Source organism: Paenibacillus aurantius (genome assembly GCF_032268605.1).
In the GTDB taxonomy this organism is placed as follows: Bacteria; Bacillota; Bacilli; order Paenibacillales; family NBRC-103111; genus Paenibacillus_AO; species Paenibacillus_AO aurantius.
The window spans coordinates 2,832,965-2,858,449 of record NZ_CP130318.1; the positions used below are offsets into that span (position 1 = coordinate 2,832,965).

General features: G+C 57.9%; 21 protein-coding genes and 1 riboswitch. Of the genes, 13 read left to right on the forward strand and 8 right to left on the reverse strand.

The features are described 5' to 3' along the window. Positions 1–49: 49 nt before the first annotated feature. The 4 genes from MJA45_RS12875 to xylA all read right to left on the reverse strand — a co-directional run bounded on the left by MJA45_RS12875 (position 50) and on the right by xylA (position 5,982). Positions 50–781, reverse strand: coding sequence for a hypothetical protein (locus MJA45_RS12875; protein WP_315607648.1), 732 nt, complete (start codon positions 779–781; stop codon positions 50–52). Positions 782–804: 23 nt separating this feature from the next. Next, positions 805–3,429 (reverse strand): Ig-like domain-containing protein, encoded by a 2,625-nt coding sequence (locus MJA45_RS12880; RefSeq protein WP_315607649.1) that lies wholly within the window; start codon positions 3,427–3,429, stop codon positions 805–807. A gap of 92 nt (positions 3,430–3,521) precedes the next feature. Beyond that, positions 3,522–4,292, reverse strand: coding sequence for a glycoside hydrolase family 25 protein (locus tag MJA45_RS12885; protein WP_315607650.1), 771 nt, complete (start codon positions 4,290–4,292; stop codon positions 3,522–3,524). Between the two features lie 373 nt (positions 4,293–4,665). Further along, positions 4,666–5,982, reverse strand: a complete 1,317-nt coding sequence (xylA, locus tag MJA45_RS12890; protein WP_315607651.1) for a xylose isomerase — start codon at positions 5,980–5,982, stop codon at positions 4,666–4,668. A gap of 212 nt (positions 5,983–6,194) precedes the next feature. Between xylA and MJA45_RS12895 the strand changes: the two genes are divergently transcribed. From MJA45_RS12895 to MJA45_RS12915, 5 genes are all read left to right on the forward strand, one after another. Beyond that, entirely contained in the window at positions 6,195–6,419 is a 225-nt protein-coding gene (locus MJA45_RS12895) for a hypothetical protein (RefSeq protein WP_315607652.1), read from the forward strand. A 278-nt stretch (positions 6,420–6,697) separates the two neighbouring features. Next, positions 6,698–7,837, forward strand: a complete 1,140-nt coding sequence (locus MJA45_RS12900) for a metallophosphoesterase (RefSeq protein ID WP_315607653.1) — start codon at positions 6,698–6,700, stop codon at positions 7,835–7,837. Between the two features lie 149 nt (positions 7,838–7,986). Continuing rightward, on the forward strand, positions 7,987–9,741 hold the full coding sequence (locus MJA45_RS12905) for an ABC transporter ATP-binding protein (protein ID WP_315607654.1): 1,755 nt from the start codon (positions 7,987–7,989) through the stop codon (positions 9,739–9,741). Beyond that, positions 9,738–11,501: an ABC transporter ATP-binding protein gene (locus MJA45_RS12910; protein ID WP_315607655.1), complete on the forward strand. Its 1,764-nt coding sequence runs from the start codon at positions 9,738–9,740 to the stop codon at positions 11,499–11,501. The genes MJA45_RS12905 and MJA45_RS12910 overlap by 4 nt, the downstream gene beginning before the upstream one ends. Positions 11,502–11,534: 33 nt before the next feature. Then, on the forward strand, positions 11,535–11,798 hold the full coding sequence (locus MJA45_RS12915) for a DinB family protein (protein ID WP_315607656.1): 264 nt from the start codon (positions 11,535–11,537) through the stop codon (positions 11,796–11,798). 157 nt (positions 11,799–11,955) lie between these two features. On the opposite strand, the gene MJA45_RS12920 is transcribed toward MJA45_RS12915, so the two are convergent. Beyond that, positions 11,956–13,545: an S-layer homology domain-containing protein gene (locus tag MJA45_RS12920; RefSeq protein ID WP_315607657.1), complete on the reverse strand. Its 1,590-nt coding sequence runs from the start codon at positions 13,543–13,545 to the stop codon at positions 11,956–11,958. A gap of 192 nt (positions 13,546–13,737) precedes the next feature. On the opposite strand from MJA45_RS12920, the gene MJA45_RS12925 reads away from it, so the two are divergent. The 6 genes from MJA45_RS12925 to MJA45_RS12950 all read left to right on the forward strand — a co-directional run bounded on the left by MJA45_RS12925 (position 13,738) and on the right by MJA45_RS12950 (position 19,518). Beyond that, positions 13,738–14,604 carry a polysaccharide deacetylase family protein gene (locus MJA45_RS12925; protein WP_315607658.1) on the forward strand — a complete coding sequence of 289 codons (867 nt, stop codon included), beginning with the start codon at positions 13,738–13,740 and terminating at the stop codon, positions 14,602–14,604. A 152-nt stretch (positions 14,605–14,756) separates the two neighbouring features. Beyond that, a riboswitch (cyclic di-AMP (ydaO/yuaA leader) is annotated at positions 14,757–14,915 on the forward strand. A gap of 7 nt (positions 14,916–14,922) precedes the next feature. Beyond that, complete coding sequence (locus MJA45_RS12930; RefSeq protein ID WP_315607659.1) at positions 14,923–15,693, forward strand: LysM peptidoglycan-binding domain-containing protein; 771 nt, start codon at positions 14,923–14,925, stop codon at positions 15,691–15,693. Positions 15,694–15,788: 95 nt separating this feature from the next. Further along, positions 15,789–17,006: an MFS transporter gene (locus MJA45_RS12935; protein ID WP_315607660.1), complete on the forward strand. Its 1,218-nt coding sequence runs from the start codon at positions 15,789–15,791 to the stop codon at positions 17,004–17,006. A 206-nt stretch (positions 17,007–17,212) separates the two neighbouring features. After that, complete coding sequence (locus tag MJA45_RS12940) at positions 17,213–18,058, forward strand: amino acid ABC transporter substrate-binding protein (protein WP_315608014.1); 846 nt, start codon at positions 17,213–17,215, stop codon at positions 18,056–18,058. Between the two features lie 9 nt (positions 18,059–18,067). Beyond that, complete coding sequence (locus MJA45_RS12945) at positions 18,068–18,757, forward strand: amino acid ABC transporter permease (RefSeq protein ID WP_315607661.1); 690 nt, start codon at positions 18,068–18,070, stop codon at positions 18,755–18,757. 17 nt (positions 18,758–18,774) lie between these two features. Further along, positions 18,775–19,518 (forward strand): amino acid ABC transporter ATP-binding protein, encoded by a 744-nt coding sequence (locus MJA45_RS12950; protein WP_315607662.1) that lies wholly within the window; start codon positions 18,775–18,777, stop codon positions 19,516–19,518. Positions 19,519–19,599: 81 nt separating this feature from the next. On the opposite strand, the gene MJA45_RS12955 is transcribed toward MJA45_RS12950, so the two are convergent. Continuing rightward, positions 19,600–20,247, reverse strand: coding sequence for a metal-dependent hydrolase (locus tag MJA45_RS12955; RefSeq protein WP_315607663.1), 648 nt, complete (start codon positions 20,245–20,247; stop codon positions 19,600–19,602). A 147-nt stretch (positions 20,248–20,394) separates the two neighbouring features. Here MJA45_RS12955 and MJA45_RS12960 point away from each other — a divergent pair, with 147 nt between their 5' ends. Next, complete coding sequence (locus MJA45_RS12960) at positions 20,395–21,651, forward strand: erythromycin esterase family protein (RefSeq protein WP_315607664.1); 1,257 nt, start codon at positions 20,395–20,397, stop codon at positions 21,649–21,651. 125 nt (positions 21,652–21,776) lie between these two features. Here the strand turns inward: MJA45_RS12960 and MJA45_RS12965 are convergent, their stop codons facing one another. Next, positions 21,777–21,980, reverse strand: coding sequence for a YbdD/YjiX family protein (locus tag MJA45_RS12965; RefSeq protein WP_315607665.1), 204 nt, complete (start codon positions 21,978–21,980; stop codon positions 21,777–21,779). Position 21,981: 1 nt separating this feature from the next. Then, positions 21,982–24,057, reverse strand: a complete 2,076-nt coding sequence (locus MJA45_RS12970; protein WP_315607666.1) for a carbon starvation CstA family protein — start codon at positions 24,055–24,057, stop codon at positions 21,982–21,984. Positions 24,058–24,266: 209 nt separating this feature from the next. Between MJA45_RS12970 and MJA45_RS12975 the strand changes: the two genes are divergently transcribed. Continuing rightward, complete coding sequence (locus tag MJA45_RS12975) at positions 24,267–25,349, forward strand: Gfo/Idh/MocA family protein (RefSeq protein WP_315607667.1); 1,083 nt, start codon at positions 24,267–24,269, stop codon at positions 25,347–25,349. Positions 25,350–25,485: the final 136 nt, after the last annotated feature.

Genomic DNA, 25,485 nt, shown 5'->3' on the forward strand with positions numbered 1-25,485 from the left:
GGAAATTCTCTTCCAGGCTCTTTCTTCGTTAGCTGTCATCCTCATCCGATTAATCAAACCGCTTGATTCGTGCGGCCTGTAGCACAAGCCCCTGCATCCGGCGGACGTGATCATCCGCGCGGCTTCGCGTACGCTGAATCCGCGTGCCCAAGTCCAGTTGAATAAACTGGACTTTCTTCTTGTACGTCTCGATCAGGAGGCGGTCGATCGCTCCCTGTGCCTCCATGGCGGAAAGCTTCTCCAGCAGCTCACGCGTCTTCTCTTTACCGTCGGCTTCCATGCGCCGTCCGGTTTCGGCGGCGGCGGATGCTCCGTTAAGGCCTTGCTGGGTTATATTCTGGTACGTATCCAGCAGATCGTTGTACTGTTTCTTGAGAATAGGATTCTGCTTGATCGCCGGGGCGAGAAGAATGAGGCCCATCTTGTTCATGTCTTCGAACGGACTATCCGGAATTTCCTCCAGGGTACGGAACAGGTCTTCCGTCTCCAACACATAGTCGTCGAGATTCTTCTTAATGGCTTCCACGGGCTGGTCGACCGGCTTCATGTTCTCGACGGCGGCCAGGACGGTCAGCAGATATTGAAAATGAATTTTATGATACTCCAGAATTTTGCCCCCCACCTTGGGCAGCAGCTTCTGCAAGAGCTTGAACAGCAGCTTATACCGCTTCTCCAGCACCTTGTAATCGATAGAGGCTTTGTCGCTGTTCTTCAGCGCATCCTCACTTAATACCCGTGTCGAATGACGGTCACCCAACGTAATTTCCAGATCCGTATCCATGCCGTTCTCCTTTCATCAGCCGGTTAAGCGAAGGTACCGACAGGCTGGGAAGCCGGCTGGGATTCTTCTTTGGTTTCGGGCGCTTTGGGCGGCGGATTCAGGATGCCATACAGCTGAGCTGCCGTTTCGTCGCGGTTCTCCAGAATCTTCAGGGCATAACGTTTCATCTTCATTTCGGCTTCCAGCAGCTCGTTGCGAAGCTCTTTTTCCCGTACCGTTTCGGTCTGGAGGTCGCGGGAGTAATTGTCCAGTGCCTCGCCTTGGCCGAGCAGGGCTTCGACGATAATTCCTTCGGTCCGAAGCACGTGGCGGTTAGCCGCCAAAATAATGCCTGGCACCTCGATATGCGTCCCCGATGCTGCGTCAGTGTAAGAGGAGGTATAATCCTTTTTCACCCGGAGGTAGTGAGAAAGGGGGATGATGTTGCCGTCGTTGTCCAGGAACGGCTCCTCTTCGACAAAGCGGTGATGGCGGTCCTGGTAATCAAAAATATTCGTCAGCTGGTGAATGATGGCATTTCTCACCTCGGTCCGCTTATCGGGTACAATCGTTTCGGCGATGAGGGAGTCAAGCTGTGGAAGGGTCACCTCCTGATAGGTGCGCTTCTCCACATTGTTGACCATGTCGATTTTGTAGAAGCCGATGCGTACATCTACGAGGTGAAGCAGCGTAATGAATTCCTGGTTCATTTGACGGAATACGAAGTTAAGGGTACGGCTAACGTTGATGTTCTCGATATCCCGGACGATGGACACTTCATCGGAAGAAGTGGTTTTGACCTCATATGACGTGTTGACCTGGACATCGCGCCGGGCGGAAGCTTTGGCGACATGCTTCTGGGTACTGCCGGCAATGTTCTTCGCGAACTGCTCGCGGGCCGCATTGGTGCCGCCACTGGCACTTGCGGAGATCGACGCGCTGCCCCAGCCCCAGCTCGCTCCGGCCTCGGCGCTTACTTTATAGTCGAAGCTTTCCTGGTATTTCTTCTGGTCGGTCTGCTCGCGTCCCATCGATTGCTCGAACTCATCCGCAATTTCATCGGTGACGGAGTCGAGGATGGTGGAGGCGCTTTTGGCCGTCGTTTCATTCTGCGTATACGTTTTGACGCTGATCTTCGTTTTCTCGCCGGGCAGGAGGGAGAACGTCTTGAGGGTGCGTCCGGCCCCATAGTTTCCAAGATAGGAGGAGAGACGATACGATTCGACGAGAATGATACGCTTCAGCCGTGAATTGACCTCCGGCAGGATGGTGACCTGGACGGCCACGGTTGTCTCGGAATAATTTTTGGCCGGATCGGTGCAGCGTGCGGTAAGGATATGGATGCCCGGCTCCGTTACCTTGAACGTCGCTTTCCACTGCGACCAGTCACCGGGAGCTTTCTCCGCTGCGCGCACATAGACGGGATTCTGGTTAAGGGAAACTTCCACGAGGGAGATCCCGCCGGCATCCTGCGCGGTTCCGGTTACTTCGATGATGGCGCCTTGAGAGAAGGTGCCCGCGATTTGTTGGTTGGCCGTCGGAGACACAATGGTTACCTTGGGCGGAGAGGTATCCACGCCGACCGTCAGGCTTGCCGTAGCTTTATTGCCGCTCACATCGGTGCAAGTCGCGACGATGGAATGGTTTCCGGGGGCGAGAGTAAGCCCCTTCTTCCAATTGGCCCAACCGTTCAGGCTCTCGGCTTGAACGAGGGGACCGCCGTCAACGGAAAGCTCTACGCGGGAGACGCCTTTATTGTCCGAGGCCGTCCCTTCCACCACAATCGAACCGCTGGAATAAATCTGACCCGGGGATGGGGTCGTGATTTTGACGACTGGAAGCGTCACATCTGGTGCCGGCGCGATCGTGACGGTAACGGTAATTTTGCGCAGGCTGGTCATTCCCGTCGAATGGTAGGCTTTGGCCGTGATATCGAGCGTACCCGGTGTGGTGACGGTTACGCCGGGAAGCACCCAAGAGCTTCCGGACAGGTTCGCGGTCTGGGCCGTACGGGTACCGACGGTCACAAGTACCTTGGTGATGCTGCCTCCTCCGTAATCGACGGTCGCGCTTCCCCTGACATCGAAGACAGCTCCGGTGTAGACTCCGTTGATCGTGGAGTTAGGGGCGGGGGAGGTAATGTCGCATGAAATTTCGACAGGGTCCGGCTCGGGATCGGGATCGTTATCATCGTCGATCGGAAGCATCCCGACGATCCCACCGTCATCCGCCTTGAGCAGCGAGGACCGTCCGCTTGCCGCGTAAGGAGCGGAAGCAAGCACGGGAGCATCGACCCCCTCGGCATCAATGTAATTGTAGGTAAGCGCCCCGGTCATGGAACGGTACAGGTTCAGCTTCTTGCCCTGCTCCGCCATCTGCGCCACTTCTTCAGGCGTCAGGCTGGCCAGCTTAGGGCTGAGCCGGTCGGCGCCGGAGGCAGCCAGTACGTTGTAGGGCTCAGTGGGCAAGGCAGCCGCACGGCTCTCCGGGCTTGCGGCAAGTCCGTTAATGGTAACCTCCGGCTTGCTCGGGATAAAATAACTGTCCGGCAGCTGAAGATCAATAAAGTTACGTCCGCTGTATGTAGTGGGCTCCGGTACGTTGTAGCTGAGGACGGATGCTTCTCCTCCGGGTTGAAGCTTGATCATGGGTTCCAGGTGATTTGCCATCGTTAATCTTCTCCTTTAATTTTCTAATATGGGGAGGGCGCTCCAAGCTTCCGTAATGGGCAACCCGTATGGATGGTGTTTCGTTTCTAGTGTTAAGCAACAGGCTGGCCCGAGGCCAGTCGAAGTTCGTCGGCAAGCCGGTGGATTTCATCCCTCGCCTCCGGGTAATCCTGAATCATGCTCCAAGAGGCCTGCAGGAGTTGGATGATCTTGTTCGCGTCTTCCTCTTTTAATTTGTAGCCCGTCAAGTCGGCCACCGTCCCTTCATAGACATTGAGATCGACCGGTCCCGAGATACCGGGTACCGTTCCTTTGTCACTGTGCTGCCAGAAGCTCCATCGTGTCCAGCCCCGGCAGTCGGGGGGACACGAATCGTTGTAATAGGCGAACCACAGGGGAAAGTCAGCGAGCGTGTCATCCAGTGCCGTCCTGGCAAAATGCAGGTACGTGTACAGCAAGGGAGTTTTGCCTAAAGCGGCTTGCACCCGCTCCAGCCAGATCCGGCACAGGAGCGACAGCTGCGCGGGCTTGAGCCCTCCGTCGTTGGTCTCCACGTCGAGTACGGGAGGCAGGGTGAAGCGTTCCGGTCCCGCCTCTTCCAGGGTGCGGACAAAATGGTCCGCCTCCCGCGCCGCCTCCTCCGGACTCTTGGCCCGCATAAAATGGTAAGCTCCGATGGCGATACCCACTGCTGCGGCTTCGGCTGCATTGCGGGCAAAGCGGGGATCCTTGAAGGTGGAGCCTTCCGTTGCCTTCATAAAGGCGAAGGAGATTCCGGAAGACTGAACCTTCGGCCAGTCAATCCGGCCTTGGTGATGCGAAACGTCGATGCCCCGTGCCATTACTTCTGTTCGGTTCTGCATTGAGCTTTACTCCTTTCTAGTTAGGTTGTTGGGGAGCGGCGCCGGCTTCCCTTCTCGCCGTCCCGCTTACAAATGTTATTCTACTGGGATTGCCATATTATGGCATAGTACTAACTTTTTCTAGTACCTGCCGGTCACCCGGCCTTGAAGCGGCATCGAAACAAGGTGGACCAGATCCGGTCCGCCATCCGGAATTGGCGAGAGGATAATAAAGATCTGACCAAGTCAGCTCAGGCAAACAAAAAGACGACCTTTTCTCCTTAAGAAAGAGAAGGGTCGTCTTTGCTTGGTTGTACAGCCAGTATAAAATAGCCCCGCCGGAATCCCAGGGGAGACCGGCAGGGCGCAAACTTACTTTCGTGGAGGGAAGCTATTAGACGTTAAGAATGTATTGGTTTACCACACTCTTAATCAATTCCAGACGGCCCGATGCATTCTCAATCGGATTGTTCTGAAGGGCATAAGTCTCCAAGGATTTAAAGTCGGCTTTACCGCTTACAATATCGGCTCCGATTCCCGTCTTGAAGGAGGCATAGCGGTCTTCCACCACTTTATCCAGAACCCGGTCCTCGATCAGCTTGGCGGCTACCTGCAGGCCGCGGGCGAAGGCGTCGATTCCGGCGATATGAGCATAAACCACATCAATGGCTTCGAATGAACCGCGGCGTACCTTGGCATCGAAGTTGACGCCGCCGCGTCCGATTCCGCCCTCGTTGTTCAAGATTTCGTACATGGCAAGCGTGGTTCCGTACAGGTCGGTCGGGAACTCATCCGTATCCCAGCCGAGGAGCATATCCCCCTGGTTCGCATCGATGGAACCGAGCGCTCCGTTGATCCGGGCCACCCGCAGCTCGTGCTCGAACGTATGACCAGCCAGAGTGGCGTGGTTCGCTTCCAGGTTCAGCTTAAAATCCTTCATCAGGTCGTATTTCTGCAGGAAAGAAAGGGACGTGGCCGCATCGAAATCGTACTGGTGCTTCGTCGGCTCCTTCGGCTTAGGCTCGATCAGGAACTGGCCGTCGAAGCCGATTTCCTTCGCGTAATCCACCGCCATGTGAAGGAAGCGGGCGAGATTGTCGAGCTCCAGCCCGAGATCAGTGTTAAGCAGCGTCTCATACCCTTCGCGTCCGCCCCAGAAAACGTAGTTCTCGGCGCCGAGCTCTTTGCCGTGCTCCAACGCTTTCTTGACTTGAGCGGCGGCATAAGCATACACGTCCGCATTGCTCGTCGTCGCCGCCCCATGAACGAAACGGGCGTTCGAGAACATGTTGGCCGTGTTCCACAGCAGCTTCTTGCCGTGCGCCTTCATGTTGTCCTTCAAGAGGGCCACGATCTCGTCGAGATTCTTGTTGGTTTCCTGAAGCGTATCGCCTTCCGGCACGATGTCGCGGTCATGGAAGCAGTAATAATCGACGCCGAGGATGTTCAGCAGCTCGAAGCAGGCCTCCACGCGGGCTTTGGCCAAATCCATGCCCGAAAAGCGGTCCCAGCCGCGGATGGCCGTACCGCCGCCGAACGGGTCGGAGCCGTTAGCGGTGAAGGAGTGCCAGTAAGCGACGCTGAAGCGGAGATGCTCGCGCATCGTCCGGCCCATAATGACTTCATCCGGATTGTAGAATTTAAAGGCGAGCGGGTTGGTGGATTGTCTTCCTTCGAATTTGATGGGGTTCACATTGCCGAAATAACTCATGGTACATTCCCTCCGGTTATAAAGGATATTGGCTTGATAGGATGTTGGTCGAATCGGGATGCATAACGCTTTCATTCTCATCATAGCATCGCTTACGCACTTTGTAAATTCGTTAAACAAAGTTTTTCGGTGATTCCCTGCGGCCAGGTTTCTGTTTCAAAGCCCGTCCTTTGACGGTATAAAGGAGTAGACCCAAGAAAGAGGTGAATGTCATGGATCCGTTCGAGAAAAGCAGGGATACGTTAGACCAGGCCGGTAAGCGGGATAACCCCGAACAGTTTCCAACCGAAAAGGAAAGCCTCCTGGATCAATTCAAAAGCGAGCAGAACGTCGATTCCATTCCATTGGAAGATTTAAATATGGAGCAGAAAGAGGAGAAGCAGAACACCAAGACTAAGAATAACTCCTCAAGCGAGCAGAAGTATAAGAAAGGCTAGCGCCTTAGTGAGGGAGGCGCCCGGGAACGGGCGTCTTTTTGCCGCGAAAAAAGGCTGTTCCTGTATGCTTCGGGATTTCCATCTGGAAGCCGGTAAGTCTTTCAGCATGGAAGCGGGGGGAAACGGGAGAGTCTTGACCTGTTGACCTGGCGGCTATCCAGGCGGGAATTCGCCCTGGGGTCTCCGAGGGGGCCGTTCCGCTGGGAAGGGAAGACGAGCTGTGCTATACTGTGTGACGAATAGAGTGTATCCAGATAAGGTAAAGGAGCCCGTCCCGCTTGAAACCACGAATGGTTCTCATGTTTATCATCTTCATTTCCGTCTACCTGCTGCTTAATTTCTACATTGGCTGGCACGGGGCTTTTCTGCTCCGCTATTCAGGAGCCGGAGTGCCGCAAGGCGTGTACTGGATCGTTTTCTTCCTGATCGCCTTCTCGTACCTGATCGGACGTGCGCGTCTGCTGCCCGGACCGGCGGGCCGCTTGTTCAAGGTGATCGGCTCGTACTATTTTGCGGTACTTGAGTTCTCGGTCCTGCTGCTTCCGCTGGCAGACCTGGCCGCCTGGCTGCTCCATCTGGGAGGAGTCGAAGCCTCCGTCTATATCCCGGCGATCGGGTATACGGTTACGGCCGTCATGATCGTCCTTCTTCTGTGGGGCTCTTGGAACGCCTGGTCGCCTGTGGTCCGGACCTACCCGATCGATATCCGCAAGAAACCGGGGGCTGCCCGTACCCTCAAAATAGCCGTCGCCTCCGATATCCATCTCGGCAACCTGGTGGGCCGCCGTCATCTTCACCGGCTGGTGCGCCGGATCAATGCCATGGAGCCCGATCTCATCCTATTCCCGGGAGACGTCATCGACGATGTCATTGAGCCGTTCATCCGCAACCGGATGGGAGAGGTCATGCAGCAGCTGAAGTCGAGGCTCGGCATCTACGCCGTCCTGGGCAATCATGAGTATTACGGCGGGCACATCGAGGAATACATCCGTCAGATGGACACCATCGGCGTGCGGGTGCTGAGGGATGAAACGGTCACCCTGCCCGGGACGCTGGCCATCGCCGGCCGCAAGGACAAAACCTCCGAAGCAGCCGGAGGGGGCGGGCGCATGAGCACGGAAGCACTGCTCGCAGACCTGGACAAGACGCTGCCGATTGTCCTGATGGATCATCAGCCGTACGGCTTTCAGCAAGCGGCGGAGGCGGGGGCCGACATTCTGCTGTCGGGGCATACCCACCGGGGGCAGTTCGCCCCTAATCACTTCATTACCCGCCGGCTGTTCGAGCTGGATTGGGGTTATATGCGCAAGGGAAACCTTCACGTTGCGGTGTCCTCCGGGTTCGGAACCTGGGGCCCGCCGATCCGGCTCGCAAGCCGGAGTGAAATCATCCAGCTGGTTGTCACCTTCACCGATTGAACCGAGAAAGAGCCTCCGGGCTCTTTTTTAGTTGGCTGAAGAAACGAGTTTAGCCATTTTCTCCTGTTGACGCTTGCCCACGGGTGAACTAAAGTAAGTTAGACATTCCATCTTTTTGGATATTTTAGACGATTCGGGAGAGTAGATCTATGCGCAAACTTAACATTCCCCTCCGCCAGTACGCGGCCCTGCTGTCCGCTTACCTGCGTCCTCAATGGAAAAGCATCACCCTGCTGCTCCTTCTTCTGCTGTTGTCGATCGGGATGCAGCTGATCAATCCGCAAATCATCCGGTCCTTCATCGACATGGCCAAGGAGCAGGCCGACTCCACCAAGCTGATCTATGCCGCGGTCTTGTTTATCGGCGTTTCCCTTCTGTACCAGGCGATCATGCTGGCGGCCACCTATCTGGGGGAGAACATCGGCTGGATCGCCACCAACAAGCTGAGAGGAGACGTGGCCGAGCACTGCCTGCGGCTCGATATGTCCTTTCACAAGGCCCATACGTCCGGCTCTCTCATCGAGAGGGTGGACGGCGATATTAACGCGCTGGCCAACTTTTTCTCCAAGCTTGTGGTCACCCTGCTCAGCAACCTTGTCCTTGTCGCGGGAATTATCATCCTCCTGTTTCGGGAGGGCTGGGAGATCGGGCTCGGCATGCTGGTCTTTACCGTCTTCGCCATTTGGTCCATTCAGTACATCCGCCGGTACGCTTCTCCCTTCTGGGGCAAAATGCGCCAAATCTCCGCGGACTTCTACGGCTTCCTGGGCGAACAGCTGGACGGCACCGAGGACGTACGGGCGAACGGCGCCTCCGGGTTCGTGCTGAGCCGATTCGACGATCTGCTGAGAAAGTGGCTTCCGATCCGGATCCGCGCTTTCTTCGGGTTCGCTGCCATGTGGATCACGACCATCGTGGTGTTCGCCATGGGCAACGCCATGGCCTTTGCCGTCAGCGCTTATCTATGGAAGAAGGGCAGCCTCACGATCGGGGCCGTCTACATGATCTTCTACTATACGGAGCTTCTCGCGAAGCCGATCGAGCAGATCCGCACGCAGATGGAGGATCTTCAGAAAGCCGACGCGAGCATAACCCGGATCAAGGAGCTGCTGGAGCTGCGCCCGGCGGTTACGGATGGAAGAGGCACCTCAATTCCCGCCGGTCCCGTCCGGGTTAAGTTCGACCGGATGACCTTCGGGTACGAGCCGGGTTCGGTCACGCTCGATTCCATTCACTTCGAGCTGAAGCCGGGCGAGTCGCTTGGGGTGCTCGGACGGACCGGAAGCGGGAAATCGACGCTGGCCCGGCTCCTGCTCCGGTTCTATGATCCCGCCTCCGGGGGGATCTACTTGAACGGAGTGAACATCCGCGACGCCAAGCTGGCCGAGCTCCGCCGGAGTGTCGGCATGGTTACGCAGCAGATTGAGCTGTTCCAGGGAACGGTGCGCGACAATCTGACCTTCTTTGACGAGTCGATCCCCGACAGCCGGATCATCGGCGTTCTGGAGGAGCTCGGCATGGGGGAATGGCTGCATTCCATGCCTCTCGGCCTTGACTCGCCGCTGGAATCGTCCGGAGGCGGGCTGTCCGCCGGAGAAGCGCAGCTCATGGCCTTCGCCCGCGTCTTCCTGATGGACCCGGGCCTCGTCATTCTCGACGAAGCCTCCTCCCGGCTGGACCCGGCAACGGAGCAAAGAATCGAATCGGCGATCAGCAAGCTGCTGCGCAACCGGACCAGCATCATCATCGCCCACCGGCTTGCAACCGTACAGCGGGTGGACCAGATTTTGGTCCTCGATAATGGCCGGGTTGTGGAATACGGAGAGCGGAGCCGCCTGGCGGCCGACCGCCACACCCGGTTCAGCGGCATTCTCGAGAAGGGATTGGAGGAGACGCCGGCATGAGCACTTGGACGCTGTTATACCGTTTATACCGCTATAACCCATGGCTCTACTGGGCGAATGCCCTGGCCTGGACCCTCATCTACTTGGCACCGGTCCTTCCCGGACTGGTCACCAAGCAATTTTTCGATATGCTGGCGGGGGAGTCGGCTTACGGGTTTACGGTTTGGGGCCTGATCGGGCTGCTAGCGGCCGCAACCTTGGGCCGGGTGGTGATGATCCTTTTCGGTTTTGTGACCGATGTGAACTTCCGGTTCCGCATAGCCGGGCTCATCCGCCGCAACCTCCTACGACACATTCTGAAAGAACCGGGAGCGAAAGCCATACCGGGCTCTCCGGGAGAGGCCATCAGCACGTTCCGGGACGACGTCGAGCAGGTGGAGGAAGCGGTCTCCTGGTCGGTTGACGCTTTCGGGATGACCTGCTTCGCCCTCGTTTCCGGCTGGATTCTGGTGGGCATCAGCCCGCAGCTGACTTTCTGGGTCTTCGTGCCGCTCGTCGTGGTCGTGACCGTCGCCCAGCTGGCGACGGCCCTCCTGCAGAAATACCGGGCTGCCAGCCGGGAAGCCACGAGCCAGGTTACCGGAGCGATCAGCGAGATGTTTACGACCGTCCAGGCCATTCAGGTAGCGGGAGCAGAGGGCCGGGTGATCGGCCGGTTCCGTAAGCTGAACGAGCAGCGGCGGCAGTCGGTGCTGAAGGACAAGGTGCTGACCCAGGTGCTGGAGTCGGTCTTCTCGAACACCGTCAATATCGGCACGGGGCTGATCCTTCTGCTGGCCGCGCAGTCCATGAAGGACGGAAGCTTCAGCGTAGGGGATTTTGCCTTGTTTATCTACTACTTGACCTTCGTGACCCAGTTCATCCAGAACTTCGGCAAGTTTATAACCTATTACAAGCAGAGTACGGTCTCGAAGGACCGTTTGATCGACCTGCTTCAGAATGCCCCGGCCGAACGGCTCACCGAGCTTCACCGGTTGAATCTCAAGGGGCCGAAGAAAGAGGAGAGTCCGTCCCTGCCGGAGCAGGAGCCGAAGGAACGCCTGCATCTCTTGGAGGCGGACGGGCTGACCTACCGGTTCCCGGGGACGGGCCGGGGGATCGAGGATATCCGCCTGAGGATCCCCGGCGGCTCGTTCACCGTCATTACAGGGCGCATCGGTTCGGGCAAAACGACCCTGGCCCGCGTGCTGCTCGGCCTGCTGCCGAAGGACAGCGGGGAGATCCGCTGGAACGGCCGCCCCGTCGGGGACCCCGGCTCGTTCTTCGTGCCGCCGCACAGCGCCTATACGCCGCAGGTGCCCCGGCTGTACAGCGACACGCTCGAGCAGAACATCCGCCTCGGCCATCCGGCCGGTCCCGGGGACATCGGGATCGCGGTGGAGGCGGCGGTGCTGGAGCGGGACATCGCGGCCCTGCCCGGCGGGCTGAACACCGTGATCGGCCCCCGCGGGGTGAAGCTGTCCGGCGGGCAGGCCCAGCGGACCGCGGCTGCCCGGATGTTCGTGCGCGATGCGGAGCTGTACGTCTTCGACGATCTGTCGAGCGCGTTGGACGTGGATACGGAGAAGACGCTCTGGCAGCGGCTTTTTGAACGGAGGGAGGCGGCCTGTCTCGTCATCTCGCACCGCAAAACGGTGCTTGCCCATGCCGATCACATTATCGTCCTGAAGGACGGCCGCATCGAGGCGGAAGGCTCTCTGGAGGAGCTCTTGGAATCGAGCGCCGAAATGCGCCGCCTTTGGAGCCGCGGCAAGGAATAGGCTACAATAGGAGGGAAGTGCGCAGAAGAAAGGATGACAGCCAAGATGAACAGCCAGGAGAAACAACGGATTCGGGAGGAAGTCTGGAAGACGGTCGAGGGGCTGAGCGACGAACAGCTGAACCGCCGGCCGGACGATAACCGGTGGTCCCTCATTCAAGTGATCGAACACCTTCGTCTCATGGAGCAGACGATTACGGGAGGAATGGCCCGCGCGCTGGCGGACCCGGAAGACCGTAATAAATGGATCCCTAAGCGAAAACGATGCCTTGGCCTCCGCATTGCCGGCCCGCTATAACAAAAACTGCCCGTTGAATAATCTGTAACCTATGGAGTAGATACTTTACCAAGGTCTCCATAGGGTACAAACGATTCAAGGGCAGTTTTTTGATTAACACCATTAACTAGTTAGTTTTTTTGGGGGTTCTACAGTTCCTTCGCCTGGCTCCCGTCCTTCAAGCAAGCTTGCTAAGACGGTCAAGAACGGCCGCCATCTGGGCGCGGGTAAGAGGCTCCGCCGGACGGAAGGTCCCGTCCTCGAAGCCGTTCACCAGGCCGTTTTCCTGAACGGCGGCAATGGAGTTCGCGGACCAGCGTCCCGGGGACACGTCCGAGAAGGAAGCGGTCCCCTTCGACGGGAGGGAGTACCAGCGGGCCAGCATGGCGGCCAGCTGTTCGCGTGTGAGGGGAGCTTCCGGCTCGTACAGGCCCGGAGCGGTTCCGTCGATGACACCTTCCGTGTACGCCCACACGATGTCCGCGCCGGCCCAATGATTCTGCGGCACATCGCGGAACAGAGTGGAGGCGTCTGCCGAGGGGGACAACCCGTTCCCGACCCGCCTCAGCACCGCGGCGGCCTGGGCGCGGGTAAGCGGACCGTCCGGGGAGAAGAGGCCGGGCTCCATCCCGTTCAGCCAGCCCTTATGTACGGTGGACGCGATCTCGTTCTGCGCCCAATGGCCTTCCGCATCGCCGAAGGCTGCTCCGTTCAACCAAAGAGAGTAGTAGTCCCACGTTCCAGCCGATTCCTGGTTCAGGCTCCAGCTTCCGGTGCCCAACAGGTTATAGCGGTCGGCGAGGGCGAGACGGGTTTTCAGGGTCGATTCGTTCTCGAACCAAACCGTGTAATTCCCGGGAGTCAGCCGATGTCCGCTGATCGTGATTCCGGTATCCGCCGGCCCGATCGTAAAGGTTCCAACGGCTGAGCCCGACGTCCGGTCCACTTCGACCTTGCCGTTATAGCGGCGGACTAGCGTGTCCACCAGACGGTCCGGGACCCCGACCCCGAGCAGGGTGCCATCGTCCTTCCAAAGCCGGCCGTAGAAGGCAATGCCGAGAACGACTTTCTCGGGAGGAAGCTGGGATAGGGCGAATTGCAGCGACGATTCCGTAAAGGGCAATCCCGAAACCGGTCCCGGGACAGGGTCCCCCTCGAAATGCTCCTCATACGCCATGATGAGCAAGTAATCGCAATAGGGGGCGAGGGCTTTGTAGTCAAAAGCCCCAAGCCAGCCCGACGAGGTGCCGGTCGGATTCGCCCCTACGGCAACGGACACTTCCTTGCCGGTCGGCAGCTTCCCGCGAAGGAGCCGGACCATGTCGGTATACGACTCCCGGCTGGAGGCGGGCAGGTTTTCCAGATCCAGCTGGATTCCGTCCAGATTATAAGTCTTTACAAGCTCGGCCAGCTGGTCCGTTACCTGCGCCCGGTTGTTGACCGTCTTGACGGCCAGCGTCCGGTTCCACTCGTTGTTTAAATAGGGCACTACCCGGATTCCCCGGTCGTGCATGTCCCGGATAAAGGAGGAGCCCATATCCGGAGCGGCTTGAACGGTTCCCTCCTGCGTCAGCTCCAAGTAGGCCGGGGCAACCGTCTGCAGGCTTCCTTTCGCCTGATCCACATCCCGAACGAAGGTTTCGGGGGTCCCGGAGAAGAGATAGGACAGGTTGAAACGACCGGCAGCTTTTCCCGCTGATGCCGGTATAAGCACTCCCGCAAGCAGGACCGGGACTAGCAGAAGTGCCGCTTTTGCTTTTGCCTTCATAACAGTAAATGATTCCTCTCTCACCTAATGTCTCTAGTACCATCTCTATTAACTATAGAGGGAGAGAGGGACAGGGCCAACTGGGAAATGGTGGGTGGAGAGGCTTTTTGGCGGAAAGCGGGGTATGGATTCCGGCCGGTGCGGAAACATTAGGGGGAACGAAAATTTCCCTGCGAGCGAGGTCAGCCGAACATGCCCAAACTGTTGCTGCTCTTCACTGTCTTCCTCCTGATGACGGCCGTTTGCGCCGGCGGACGGGAAACCGGGTCTCCTGCCCTTATTCCTCCATCTGCTTTGGCTAGCCAGGAGGCAGCGGCGGAGCCTGCTCCCAAGCCCTCCCCGCCAGCCAACAAAACGACCGGACGAACGGACAACACCGGAAAGACAAAACGGTCCCGGACGCTTACCCTGGCTCAGCTTCACCGCAAATACCCGCAGCTTCTCATCCTTAACGGGAATCCCCTGGTTCGTCAGGCGGCCCTTACCTTTGACGACGCGCCGGACAACAAGTATACCCCCCGGGTATTGGATGTCCTTCGTGAGCACCATGTCCAGGCTACTTTCTTCGTGGTCGGTTGGAGGGCGGAGAAGTACCCCGACGTGATCCGCCGCATGGTCAGGGAGGGGCATATCATCGGGAATCATTCTTACAGCCACGCCGATCTGTCCCGTCTATCCGATACGAGGTTCCAAACCGAAATCCGGCAAACGGAGATGGTCATTCACCATCTGACCGGCTACACCCCCAAGCTCGTCCGCCCGCCGTATGGCAGCATCAAAGAACATCAGCTTCTTTGGCTGGAAAGCCGGAACAGCCTGGTCACCAACTGGAATGTCGATTCCCTGGATTGGAGAGGGCTGAAGGCCCCTCAGGTGACCCGAAACGTCTTGTCTACCATGAAGCCGGGAGCCATTATCCTGCAGCATTCCTCCGGGGGAAGAGGCATTGACATGACCGGGACGGTCCAAGCCCTGCCCACTATCATTACGAAGCTTCAGGGGGAAGGATACGAGCTGGTGACCCTTCCGGAGCTGCTTCATATTTCCAAAAGCAAATAAAAGGCTCCGTACGAACAGGAAACGGAACCTTCCTCCAAGCCCGCCCCCAGGCGGGTTTTTGGTTTTGTCGTCTGGAAAATATAGAGGGAAATGGGTTCCTGCGAATCCTTTTACCAACATTTACTTGTTTCAGACGCCCTTTGGCCCATGCTACTCTGTAAGCGCCGAAGCTTCCGAAGAAAAAGAAGGAAGCACGGGGGATGATTGACATCCGGGCTTTCCTGCCCGGTGGGGCTAATCGTGCAGACGTAGGGATGTATCCTCATTCCGAACCCGACAGCTAACCTCGCAGGCAAACAAAAGGAGGAAACACCTTTCATGAAATCGTTCATCCGCCAATCCTTCCTGGGTCTGACCTTGACGGCCGGTCTGGTTATGACCGCAGCGCCCGCCATGGCTGCCTCTTATCAGCTCAAGGAAGACGATACGTTCTGGAAGCTGGCGCAAGCCCGTCAAATCCCGCTTGAAGCCGTTCTTAAGGCTAACCCTGGGGTCAACCCCGCTAATCTTCAGGCAGGACAATCGGTTCAGCTGCCGGATACTTACCGCATTAAAGAAGGGGATACCTTCTGGAACCTCTCCAAGAAGCTCGGAGTACCGCTGGATGCGCTGGTGAAAGCCAACGCTCACTTGGATCCTCTTAACCTATATGAGGGACTGGTCCTTACGCTTCCCGCGAAAGGGTCTGCTCCCGTAACTTCTAAAGTGAAAGCGGCCGCCGCTTCCAGCGGCTCCCAGGTGGTCACGGCTTCCGGACAAGCCCTTTCATATAAAAAAGCCATCCCGGTGACAGCCACCGCCTACTCTGCCTCGGCAGAAGAGAATGGCAAATGGGGACCCGTCGATTACAACGGGAACCCGCTGAAGCTGGGGACGATCGCCGTCGATCCGTCGGTCATTCCGATGGGCAGCAAGGTCTATATTACCGGTTATACGAGCAACGGCCTGCCGGCAGGCGGAATGATCGCCTACGCCAACGACCAGGGCAGCGCGATCAAGGGCTCGAGGATCGACATCTTTATGCCCGGCAGCCGGGAGAAGGTCAGCGAGTTCGGCCTTCAGAATGTGACGGTATACGTATTGGACTAATCCATAAGCATGAAAGCAGCCCCACCTCGTGGGGCTTTTTTCTATGGAGGAATAGTGATAGAATAAGGACTGTTTTGCTAGTTAGGAACTAGGGAATGGACGGGATTAAAATGACAGACAACAACGAACTTACGCAGATAAAGCAAGAGAGATACCGATTCGCCACCTTGATTGTCATTACCGTGCTGGCCGGCGTCAGCCAGGGAATGCTTCTGCCTATGCTCACGGTGCTTCTGGAGCAAGCGGGGGTCACCTCCGGAATGAACGGGCTTAACTCCGCCGCTCTCTATGCGGGGGTTTTTGCCTCGATGTTCTTCATTGAGAAGCCGCTTGCCCGGTTCGGGTACAAGCGTATCATTGTCGGCGGAATGATCGCCGTCATGGCCGCCTCGCTTTTATTCCCGGCCTGGGAGAATCTATGGTTCTGGGTGGTGCTGCGGATTCTTGTCGGGATCGGCGAAAGCTCCCTGCATTTCTGTACCCAGCTGTGGATCATTTCTTCGAGCCGGGCCGAGCGGCGGGGACGGAACATTTCGTTCTACGGGATGTCCTATGCGATTGGTTTCAGTCTTGGACCGGTCGGGCTCAATCTGCTCCGTTTCGGAACTTGGGTTCCGTTTGCGGCGATGGCAGCTTGCTTTGCGCTCTCTCTGCTGCTCATGGCCCGCCTGCCGAATGAATATCCGGAGAAGGATCCGTCCCGTGCTTCTTCAGATGGCCGGCGTTACGCGCGCATTATCCGGCTGGCGTGGTTCGCCCTTATTCCGTCCTTCTTGTATGGCTATATGGAAGCGACGATGAACAGCTCTTTTCCGGTTTACGGTTTGAGAATGGGCTGGAGTGAAGGGTGGATCTCCGTGCTGCTGCCCGCGATCGGGATTGGCAGTCTGGTGCTGCAAATGCCGCTGGGGGTGCTGAGCGACCGGGCCGGGAGGAAACCGGTTCTAATTGCGGCGGCTTTTATAGGCTCTCTTGCCTTCTTAATGGTGCCGGCAGCGGGAGACCGGTTATGGGTGGTTCACCTTCTCTTTGCGGTGGCCGGAGGGCTGGTCGGCTCGTTTTTCTCCTTGGGACTCGCGTATTTGGCGGATTTGCTGCCCCGGCCCCTGCTCGCGTCCGCCAACGTGATCGCTTCCCTGAACTTCAGCATTGGCTCCATCGCTGGACCGAATGCCGGGGGGTTGGGCATCCAGTACCTGTCGCTCGGCTCGCTTTTCTATTTTCTGGGAGGGTTCTTTCTCTTATTTGCTTTTGCCGGCCTCTTCTTTAAGGGGAGGCAGGAGGAGGGAGGGGAGAAGCAACCTGTCGGATAAACCGCATGCCAAGATGCAGATTTATTGCCGCAGCCCTTATCCGGCCCGAAGGCAAAGATGATTTAGATAGCTTTCTTAAGCTGCCCTTTCTTTGGGCGGCTTTTTTATATGGACCGGAAAACCTGGGGAAGGTCGAATGTTTATGAGAACTTGGGAAAGCCTAATCCAAAGAAGACCAATTACCGAAATGAGGGATCTCTTTGAAAATGCGCTTTCTTGCTCTGCTCCTGCTCCTTACGGCTCTAATCGGAGCTTCGGCATGCTCCAACCGATCAGCCGGACCGGGTGCTCCATCGGCTGCTCCTGCCGGCTCACCGGGAGCGTCAACGAATCCTCCTGCCGGCAAGAACTCGCTTGATGCTATCAAAGCGAACGGCAAGCTGCGGGTCGGTACGGAAGGAACCTATGCTCCCTTCACGTTCCACGATCCGAGCGGCAAGCTGACCGGCTTCGATGTGGAGCTGGCCACGGAAATTGCCAAGCGATTGGGCGTTCAGCCCCAATTCGTCGAGACCAAATGGGACGGCATGCTGGCCGGGCTTGACGCCGGGCGGTTCGATATGGTGGCGAACCAGGTCAGCATCCGCGAAGACCGCAAAGTCAAGTACGATTTCTCGAATCCGTATATTTCCTCGCCCGCCGTGCTTATCGTCCGCAGCGACGAAACCGCGATCAAGACGTTTGCTGATCTGAAAGGGAAGAAATCCGGACAGTCGCTGACGAGCAATCTAGCCGACATCGCCCGCAAGAACGGCGCCGAGCTCGTGACGGTCGAAGGCTTCAACCAGGCCGTGGAGCTGCTTCTGTCCAGACGGATCGACGCGACCGTAAATGACAAGCTGTCTTTCCTGGATTTCAAGAAGCAGAAGCCGAATGCGGCCATCAAAACAGTGGACGAGGCCGGCGGGGCTTCCGAAAGCGGAATGCTGTTTGCCAAAGGTCAAAAAGAGCTGGTGGATGCCGTGAATTCGGCCTTGGCCGAAATCAAGAAAGACGGCACCTACGCCAAAATATCGCAAACCTACTTCGGGGTGGCGGACGTATCCAAGTAAAGGGGAGGAATGGAGATGGATCAAGCGGCGGGAACCTCTCGGCTGTGGCAGATCGTCATCGAGTCGTTCTGGCCGATGCTTCAGGCGGGATTAAAGTATACGCTCACCTTAACGGTGATCTCGTTCGTGCTCGGGCTGTGCCTCGCCTTCCTGCTTGCTCTGGCGAGGATTTCCCGTTACCGGGTGCTTTCGGTTCCGGCGTCGCTGTTTGTAGGGCTGATTCGGGGAACGCCGCTGCTCGTCCAGCTGTTTATTATCTTCTACGGCCTGCCGCGGGCAGGCGTCACGCTCGATCCGTTCTTGGCAGCGGTAATCGGCTTTACGCTTAACATGGGCGCCTACAACTCGGAAATACTCCGCGCCTCGATTCTATCCGTTCCCGACGGCCAGTGGGAGGCGGCCGCTTCCATCGGCATGAACCGGAGGCAGTCGCTCCGACGGATCATTCTTCCGCAGGCGGTCCGCGTCTCGATTCCGCCTCTGTCCAATTCCTTCGTCGGCCTGGTGAAGGATACGTCGCTCGCCGCTACCATTACCCTGACCGAGATGTTTCAGGTCTCCCAGCAGAAGGTCGCTTATTACTATGAGCCTCTTCTTCTGTACGTCGAGGTGGCGGTTCTGTATCTCGTCTTCTGCACCATTCTGTATTACATTCAAGGAAAGCTGGAACGCCGGTTCGACCGGCTGACCGGAGCCTGACCGGGAGGGGAAACGGCTTGCTTGCGATGACCGACGTGCACAAAAGCTTCGGAACCCTGCAGGTGCTGAGGGGAATCTCGATGGAGGTTCCCTCCGGCCGGACCACGGTGCTGATCGGACCGTCCGGCTCCGGAAAAACGACCCTGCTGCGCTGCATCAACCTTCTTGAAATGCCTACATCCGGGAAGGTCCGCATCGAAAACAAGGAAGTGGTTTTCGGGGGAGACGCGCCTCCCCGGTCGGGTGACATTCTTGCTTTCCGCAAGCAAACGGGGATGGTATTCCAGGCCTATCACCTGTTCCCCCACATGACGGCATTAGAGAACATCATGGAAGGGCCGGTCACCGTACTGGGCAGGAGCCGTAAGGAAGCCCGGGAGCGGGCCGAGGAGCTGCTCGCCAAGGTCGGGCTGTCCGACAAGCGGGACAGCTATCCCCGGCAGCTTTCCGGGGGCCAGCAGCAGAGGGTAGGCATTGCGAGGGCGATGGCCGGTGATCCGGCGGTGCTGCTGTTCGATGAGCCTACCTCGGCGCTTGACCCCGAGCTGGTCGGCGAGGTGCTTGGGGTGGTGCGGCAGCTCGCCAAGGAAGGCATGACCATGGTCATCGTCACCCACGAGATGAACTTCGCCCGGGAGGTGGCCGACGAGGTCATCTTCATGGACGGAGGAATGGTGGTGGAGAAGGGGACTCCGCAGGAGGTGTTTGACCGGGCCTCCCAAGAGAGGACGGTCCGTTTCCTGCAGCGCATCCGGGGATAAGACAACAGCGCCAAGAAGCCTCCGCGGCGTCAGGATTGCGGAGGCTTCTTTCTTTTTCTGGTCGTTCGGCCGTTTAAGTCCTTAGAGAAAAGGAAGCTTGAAGGTCTTCTTGACTAGCGGGTTGAGCCATTTCACTCCGCTGGGCGTTAAGGTATCCGCCATAAGATGAGAAAGATAACCCAGCACAGCGATCGTCGCAATTCCCTCATAGCCTACATACGCCTCGAAACCTAAGGAGATTCCCCACCAGACCGCCGCCGCCCAAACGGTATGGGTCAATCCTCTATGCTTCAGCCAAGGCGCAATGGCTACATAGGCTCCGAGCCCGATAAGCCAGTAGATCGAGTGGAAAGCTCCCCAAGCGGCGAGTCCCGCTCCGATCCCGCTGACCAGGGCATTGCGGATAAAGCCTTCCCGGAAGGCAAAGCCAGCCAGTGTCAGAGCGGCCCCAAGAAGGGTAAGGGGAAAGTGATAGTAACCTTTCCAATGGTAGAGAGCGGCGAGCCCAATCACAAGGAGAATGCCGGAAGAGAGAACGACCTCCCGGAAGGTCTTGGCGAACTTGCTCAGCTTCCCGCTCAGGATGCTGGGGCCGTCCAGGTCGGGAATGAGGGCGGAGAGGGAAGAGACGGCGATCCATACCATACCCGTCTCAAAATCGGTCTGCAGCCGCAGGCCGGCCGCCACACCAAGCGCCGCTCCTATGGCCAAATGTGTCGTGCCCTTCATACAGTCCCCGTCCTTAGGTAAAGTTGGCATTAGAGCCCGGTCCCATTATATCCCGAACGCTTGTTTGTGTCCAGATTCTTCCGCTAGGCAGAAGGGAAATCTCCCTCTGCCGTCCTGCCCTCACCCTGACAAGGAGGTAGATTGGTTATGAAAACCTGGAGCTTGGTCGAATACATTCGCTCCCATTCGCTGGATTGGAGGAAGGAGGAAACGATGGACCGCCTTCTCGAAGCCATCGGCGATGCGCGGTTCGTGCTGCTTGGCGAGGCTTCCCACGGGACCTCGGAATTCTATTCCATCCGCGCCCGGATCACGCAGCGGCTGCTGGAGCGTCACGGATTTTCCTTTGTGGCGGTAGAGGGAGACTGGCCCTCCTGCTATGCCTTAAACCAATATATCAAAAGCTATCCCGGCGCCCCGGAATCCCCGGCCGAGGCCATGAAGGCATTTGGCCGCTGGCCCGAGTGGATGTGGGCAAACCGGGAGATAGCGCGTTTGCTGGATTGGATGAAGGAGCTTAACCGCAGCCGGGAACAGGGGCGCCAGGCGGGCTTCTATGGGCTCGATGTTTACAGCTTATGGGAATCGATGGATGCGGTGATGGAGTATCTGACTGACAAAGGGTTGATGGATGAGCTGGAAAAGGCCCGTCAGGCCTTCTCATGCTTCGAGCCCTATTCCCGGGATGAGCAAACGTACGGGGCGGCGGCTGCCTTCCTGTCGGAGGACTGCGAGAAGGAGGTGCAGGCCCTTCTCCAGGATATGCGAGGGCGCAACAAGGCCGCTCAAGGGGACAGCGAGGAAGCTCTCGGGGCCGAGATGAATGCCATGGCCGCCGCCAACGCCGAGCATTATTACCGCGAAATGATGCGGGGCGGGCCGGAATCGTGGAATGTCCGCGACCGCCATATGGTAGAAGCGCTGGAACGCCTGATGGATTTCCATGGCTCCGTCGCCAAAGCCATCGTGTGGGAGCATAATACCCACATCGGGGATGCCCGGGCGACGGATATGAAGGAGGACGGCATGGTCAATGTCGGCCAGCTGTTAAGGGAAAAGCATCCCGGCGAGGTGTTCGCGCTCGGATTCGGCACTTACCGCGGAACCGTGATAGCTGGCCGGTCCTGGGGGGCTCCTCTAAGCCGCATGAAGGTTCCGGAAGCCGCTGCGGGCAGCTGGGAGGAGCTCATGCATCAGGCGGGCAGCCACGATCAGCTGCTTCTCCTCGATAATGCGCCGGAAGAGCTCTACCGGAGGGTGGGACACCGGGCCATTGGGGTTGTCTATCATCCCGAGTACGAACGGGGGAATTATGTCCCTACCGTGGTTCCGGAGCGATACGATGCTTTCCTGCACGTCGACGAAACCCGGGCGCTGGAGCCGCTGGTCCTTCAGGAGGTTTAGAAGCGGCAAGTCCCGGATCCTCATAAAAAGAGGGTATCCCTCAGCCAGTTAGATGGCTTTTGGGACACCCTCTATTTTTGGTGCATCCATCCAAGCCTTATCCGGTAAAGGATCAGGGCAGGGGATCAGCAGCAGCGGGAGATTTTGCCCCCCTTCGCATTATAGCGGGCCTCCTGGGCCTCGCAGAAGAAGTCCTTTCTGGATTGGACCGGGTCGTCCGGATGATGCTCCTTCATATGCTCCACATACTTCTCGTAGGAGGGGACCCCCACCAGCAGATCGAGAAACTGCCGGCGGTAGCTCATGATTTTCTTCCATGCGGTCAGCATGCTACACCACCCTCGCTTTTCCGGAGCTTCTCGGCACATACGGGGTTTCTTTGGTTCCCGTCGACTGATTCGTAAGCACCTTGTACCAGATGATTACGGAGGTGAGGAGCACCGCCAGTACCACGATCATGAAGATGGCGCATAAGGCCGCATCGACGTAATTGTTCGTGATGATCTGCTGCATTTGCTCGGCCGTTTTGGCCGGGGCGAGCGTTTTGCCGGCATCCAGCGCATCCTTGTATTTGTTAGCCTGGGCCAAAAATCCGATGGACGGATTGGCGTGGAACAGCTTCTGGTAGCCGGCCGACATCGTGACGATCAGCAGCCAGACGGTGGGAACCAGGCAGACCCAGGTGTACGCTTTCTTGCCCATCTTGAACAGGATGGTGGTCCCGAGCAGCAGCGCGATGCCGGCCAGCATCTGGTTGGCGATCCCGAAAAGCGCCCACAGGGAGTTGATGCCGCCCAGCGGGTCGATCACGCCCTGGTACAGGAAATAGCCCCACATGGCCGCACACAGGACCGTCGCGATCATATTCGGGAGGAAAGCCTCCGTCCGGCCAAGGGGCTTGTAGACGCTTCCCAGAATCTCCTGAATCATAAACCGCCCGACGCGGGTGCCGGCATCAATCGTCGTCAGAATAAACAGAGCCTCGAACAGGATGGCAAAATGATACCACAGCGACATCATCGCTTTGCCGCCGATCAGCTGGGACAAGATCTGGGCCATTCCGATGGCCAGCGTCGGCGCTCCTCCGGTACGGGACAGGATGGACGTTTCGCCGACATCCTTCGCCGTCTGGGTGAGCACGTCCGGCGTTATCGTGAAGCCCCAGGAAGAGATGGTTGCGGCGGCACTGGCCGCATCGGTCCCGATGACGGCCGCCCCGCTGTTCAAGGCGAAATACGTACCGGGCGTAATGACACAGGCGGCGGCGAGCGCCATGATGGCCACGAACGATTCCATCAACATGGCTCCATAGCCGATCATGCGGGCCTGCGGCTCACGCTCGAGCATCTTCGGCGTGGTGCCGGAGGAGATCAGCGCATGGAAGCCTGAGACGGAGCCGCACGCGATTGTGATGAAGAGGAAGGGGAACAGGTTACCCGAGAAAACCGGGCCGGTGCCGTCGACGAATTTGGTAACGGCCGCCATCTGAAGATCAGGGGCGACGATAAAGATGCCCAAGGCCAGTCCGACAATCGTGCCGATTTTCATAAAGGTGCTCAAGTAATCCCGCGGAGCCAGGAGCAGCCAGACGGGAAGGGCGGAGGCGACGATGCCGTAGCCAATCATCAGGAGGGCGATGGTCTCGCCCTTGTAGCTGAACAAGGGAGCCCAGGTCGGGCTTTCGGCAACGGACCGGCCGAGCAGGAGAGCGGCGATCAGAAGAACGAAGCCTATCAAGGAGGCTTCGGTTACGCGTCCAGGCCGGATGTACCTCATGTACACGCCCATCAGGAGAGCAATCGGGATGGTCGAGGCAATGGTGAACATTCCCCACGGGCTGCCAACAAGCGCTTTCACGACGACAAGTGCGAGGACGGCAAGGAGAATAACCATAATGCCGAGAATCCCAACCTTGGCGATCGCACCAGCCACGGGGCCGATCTCATCCTTGATCATTTCGCCCAAGGTTTTGCCGTTGCGGCGGACGGAAGCGAACAGGATGATGAAATCCTGCACGGCGCCGGCCAGAACCACGCCGACGACTATCCAGAGCGTACCCGGCAGGTAGCCCATCTGGGCGGCCAGCACCGGACCGACCAGCGGGCCGGCGCCGGCGATCGCGGCGAAATGGTGGCCGAACAGCACCCATTTGTTGGTGGGCACGTAATCCTTGCCGTCGTTGTTGAGCTCGGCCGGCGTCTTGCGGTTGTCGTCAAGCTCCAGCACGCGCCTGGCGATGAACCGGCTGTAGAACCGGTAAGCGACGGCATAGACGCAGACGGCCGCCACGACGAGCCAAACGGCATTAACCGTCTCACCGCGGTTCAGCGCCAGCACGCCGAAGCCGAAAGCGCCAAGAAGGGAAATCACTCCCCAGAGGAGTACCGATTTAAGTCCTGCTTTCATGATAACCCGCCTTTCCGTCAATAGAGTTAGGAACCTCAAGCAAGATTATATAGACAATTCCGGCAAAATGAAATCGCTTTATCTGGAAGTGAGACTTAATACCTGTTAGGCTTGCTCTTCTTGCCGGACCAGCTAGGCCGTTAGCAGCATAATTGTGCTAAACTATGGTAAACACTACATACAACCTTATCCATCCAAAGGAGAATTTCATGAAAACCGTTCGTTTTGCTTTCGTCGGACTGGGCAACATCGCCAAAACCCATATCGTGGCCCTGAAGGCCATGCCCGTCATCAAAAAGCTGCCGTTTCAACCGGTGCTCGATACCCTGGTTACCCGCAACTTGTCGGCCAACGAGAACCAGGCGCGCGCGATGGGCTTCGCTCATGTGACGGATTCCCTGTCGGAGGCTCTGAAGGACAGAGAGCTCGAAGTGGTGGATATCTGTACGCCGAATGCCATGCATCTGGAGGCCGTCCGGCATGCCGCAGCTGCGGACAAGATCCTCTATTGCGAGAAGCCGCTGACGGATACGTATGAGAACTCCGCCGAGCTCGTCCGGACAGCCGGGGACCGTCACCCTCATCAAGTCGCACTCGTCTATCGCTATCATCCCGCCGTTATGCGCCTTAAGGAAGCGGTCCGGCTCGGCTTGATCGGCGATGTGCTGCAGATTAAGCTCTCCTACCGCCGCTCCGGCTATCTGGACGCCAAGCGGCCGGTCAGCTGGCGCCTGAAGGACGACTTGTCAGGAGGCGGGGCCATTTCCGATCTCGGGGTGCACGTGCTGGATCTTATCCGCCACGTGTTCGGAGAGATCTCGCGGGTTGAGGGAACGACGAATGTTTTCGTCAAGGAGCGTCCCGTGACCCAAGGCTCGGCGGAGAAGGTCCATATCCGTGTGGATGACTGGGCGCTGATGAACGTAACCTTGGAGTCGGGAGTGAAGGGAACGGCGGAGGTTTCGCGGATCGCCTGGGGATCTGAAGCCTTCGACGTGGAGGTTTTCGGAACGGAAGGAAGCCTGATCTGCAACCTGGAGAAGGACACGGTCCCCCGGATCAAGCGGCTGGACGGCTCCGCACCGGTCATTCCCGGCCCTTCTTCGCTCGAGCTTATTCCGGATGAGAAGTCGACCATGGGCTTCGCGATGGACGCTCATTTCGGCGGCTTGAACCATTTCCTGCACCGGATCGCCGGAGAGGAGCGCTGGATCGGATTGGCCCCCACGCTCGGTGACTGCCTGATTGCGGAGAAATGGATCGACCGGGTTCTTAAGCAGTCGGGCAGGTAAGCTGCTCCGACGGATGAAAGCTAATATAAAGGCAAGTCGTTTGAAGTCATTTCGCCAGAGCGGAGTGGCTTCTTTTTAATTCCGAATGTCCCATTCATTATTGTTATATAACAATTATAAATCCTGTTACTTTCAT

Coding starts and splice junctions, on each gene's coding strand:
- MJA45_RS12930 (WP_315607659.1), top strand. CDS start 14,923: ATGAAATCGTTCATCCGCCAATCCTTCCTGGGTCTGACCTTGACGGCC.
- MJA45_RS12945 (WP_315607661.1), top strand. CDS start 18,068: ATGGAGATGGATCAAGCGGCGGGAACCTCTCGGCTGTGGCAGATCGTC.
- MJA45_RS12935 (WP_315607660.1), top strand. CDS start 15,789: ATGGACGGGATTAAAATGACAGACAACAACGAACTTACGCAGATAAAG.
- MJA45_RS12975 (WP_315607667.1), top strand. CDS start 24,267: ATGAAAACCGTTCGTTTTGCTTTCGTCGGACTGGGCAACATCGCCAAA.
- MJA45_RS12905 (WP_315607654.1), top strand. CDS start 7,987: ATGCGCAAACTTAACATTCCCCTCCGCCAGTACGCGGCCCTGCTGTCC.
- MJA45_RS12940 (WP_315608014.1), top strand. CDS start 17,213: ATGCGCTTTCTTGCTCTGCTCCTGCTCCTTACGGCTCTAATCGGAGCT.
- MJA45_RS12915 (WP_315607656.1), top strand. CDS start 11,535: ATGACAGCCAAGATGAACAGCCAGGAGAAACAACGGATTCGGGAGGAA.
- MJA45_RS12925 (WP_315607658.1), top strand. CDS start 13,738: ATGCCCAAACTGTTGCTGCTCTTCACTGTCTTCCTCCTGATGACGGCC.
- MJA45_RS12885 (WP_315607650.1), bottom strand. CDS start 4,292: ATGCAGAACCGAACAGAAGTAATGGCACGGGGCATCGACGTTTCGCAT.
- MJA45_RS12960 (WP_315607664.1), top strand. CDS start 20,395: ATGAAAACCTGGAGCTTGGTCGAATACATTCGCTCCCATTCGCTGGAT.
- MJA45_RS12970 (WP_315607666.1), bottom strand. CDS start 24,057: ATGAAAGCAGGACTTAAATCGGTACTCCTCTGGGGAGTGATTTCCCTT.
- MJA45_RS12895 (WP_315607652.1), top strand. CDS start 6,195: ATGGATCCGTTCGAGAAAAGCAGGGATACGTTAGACCAGGCCGGTAAG.
- MJA45_RS12880 (WP_315607649.1), bottom strand. CDS start 3,429: ATGGCAAATCACCTGGAACCCATGATCAAGCTTCAACCCGGAGGAGAA.
- MJA45_RS12955 (WP_315607663.1), bottom strand. CDS start 20,247: ATGAAGGGCACGACACATTTGGCCATAGGAGCGGCGCTTGGTGTGGCG.
- xylA (WP_315607651.1), bottom strand. CDS start 5,982: ATGAGTTATTTCGGCAATGTGAACCCCATCAAATTCGAAGGAAGACAA.
- MJA45_RS12965 (WP_315607665.1), bottom strand. CDS start 21,980: ATGCTGACCGCATGGAAGAAAATCATGAGCTACCGCCGGCAGTTTCTC.
- MJA45_RS12875 (WP_315607648.1), bottom strand. CDS start 781: ATGGATACGGATCTGGAAATTACGTTGGGTGACCGTCATTCGACACGG.
- MJA45_RS12920 (WP_315607657.1), bottom strand. CDS start 13,545: ATGAAGGCAAAAGCAAAAGCGGCACTTCTGCTAGTCCCGGTCCTGCTT.
- MJA45_RS12910 (WP_315607655.1), top strand. CDS start 9,738: ATGAGCACTTGGACGCTGTTATACCGTTTATACCGCTATAACCCATGG.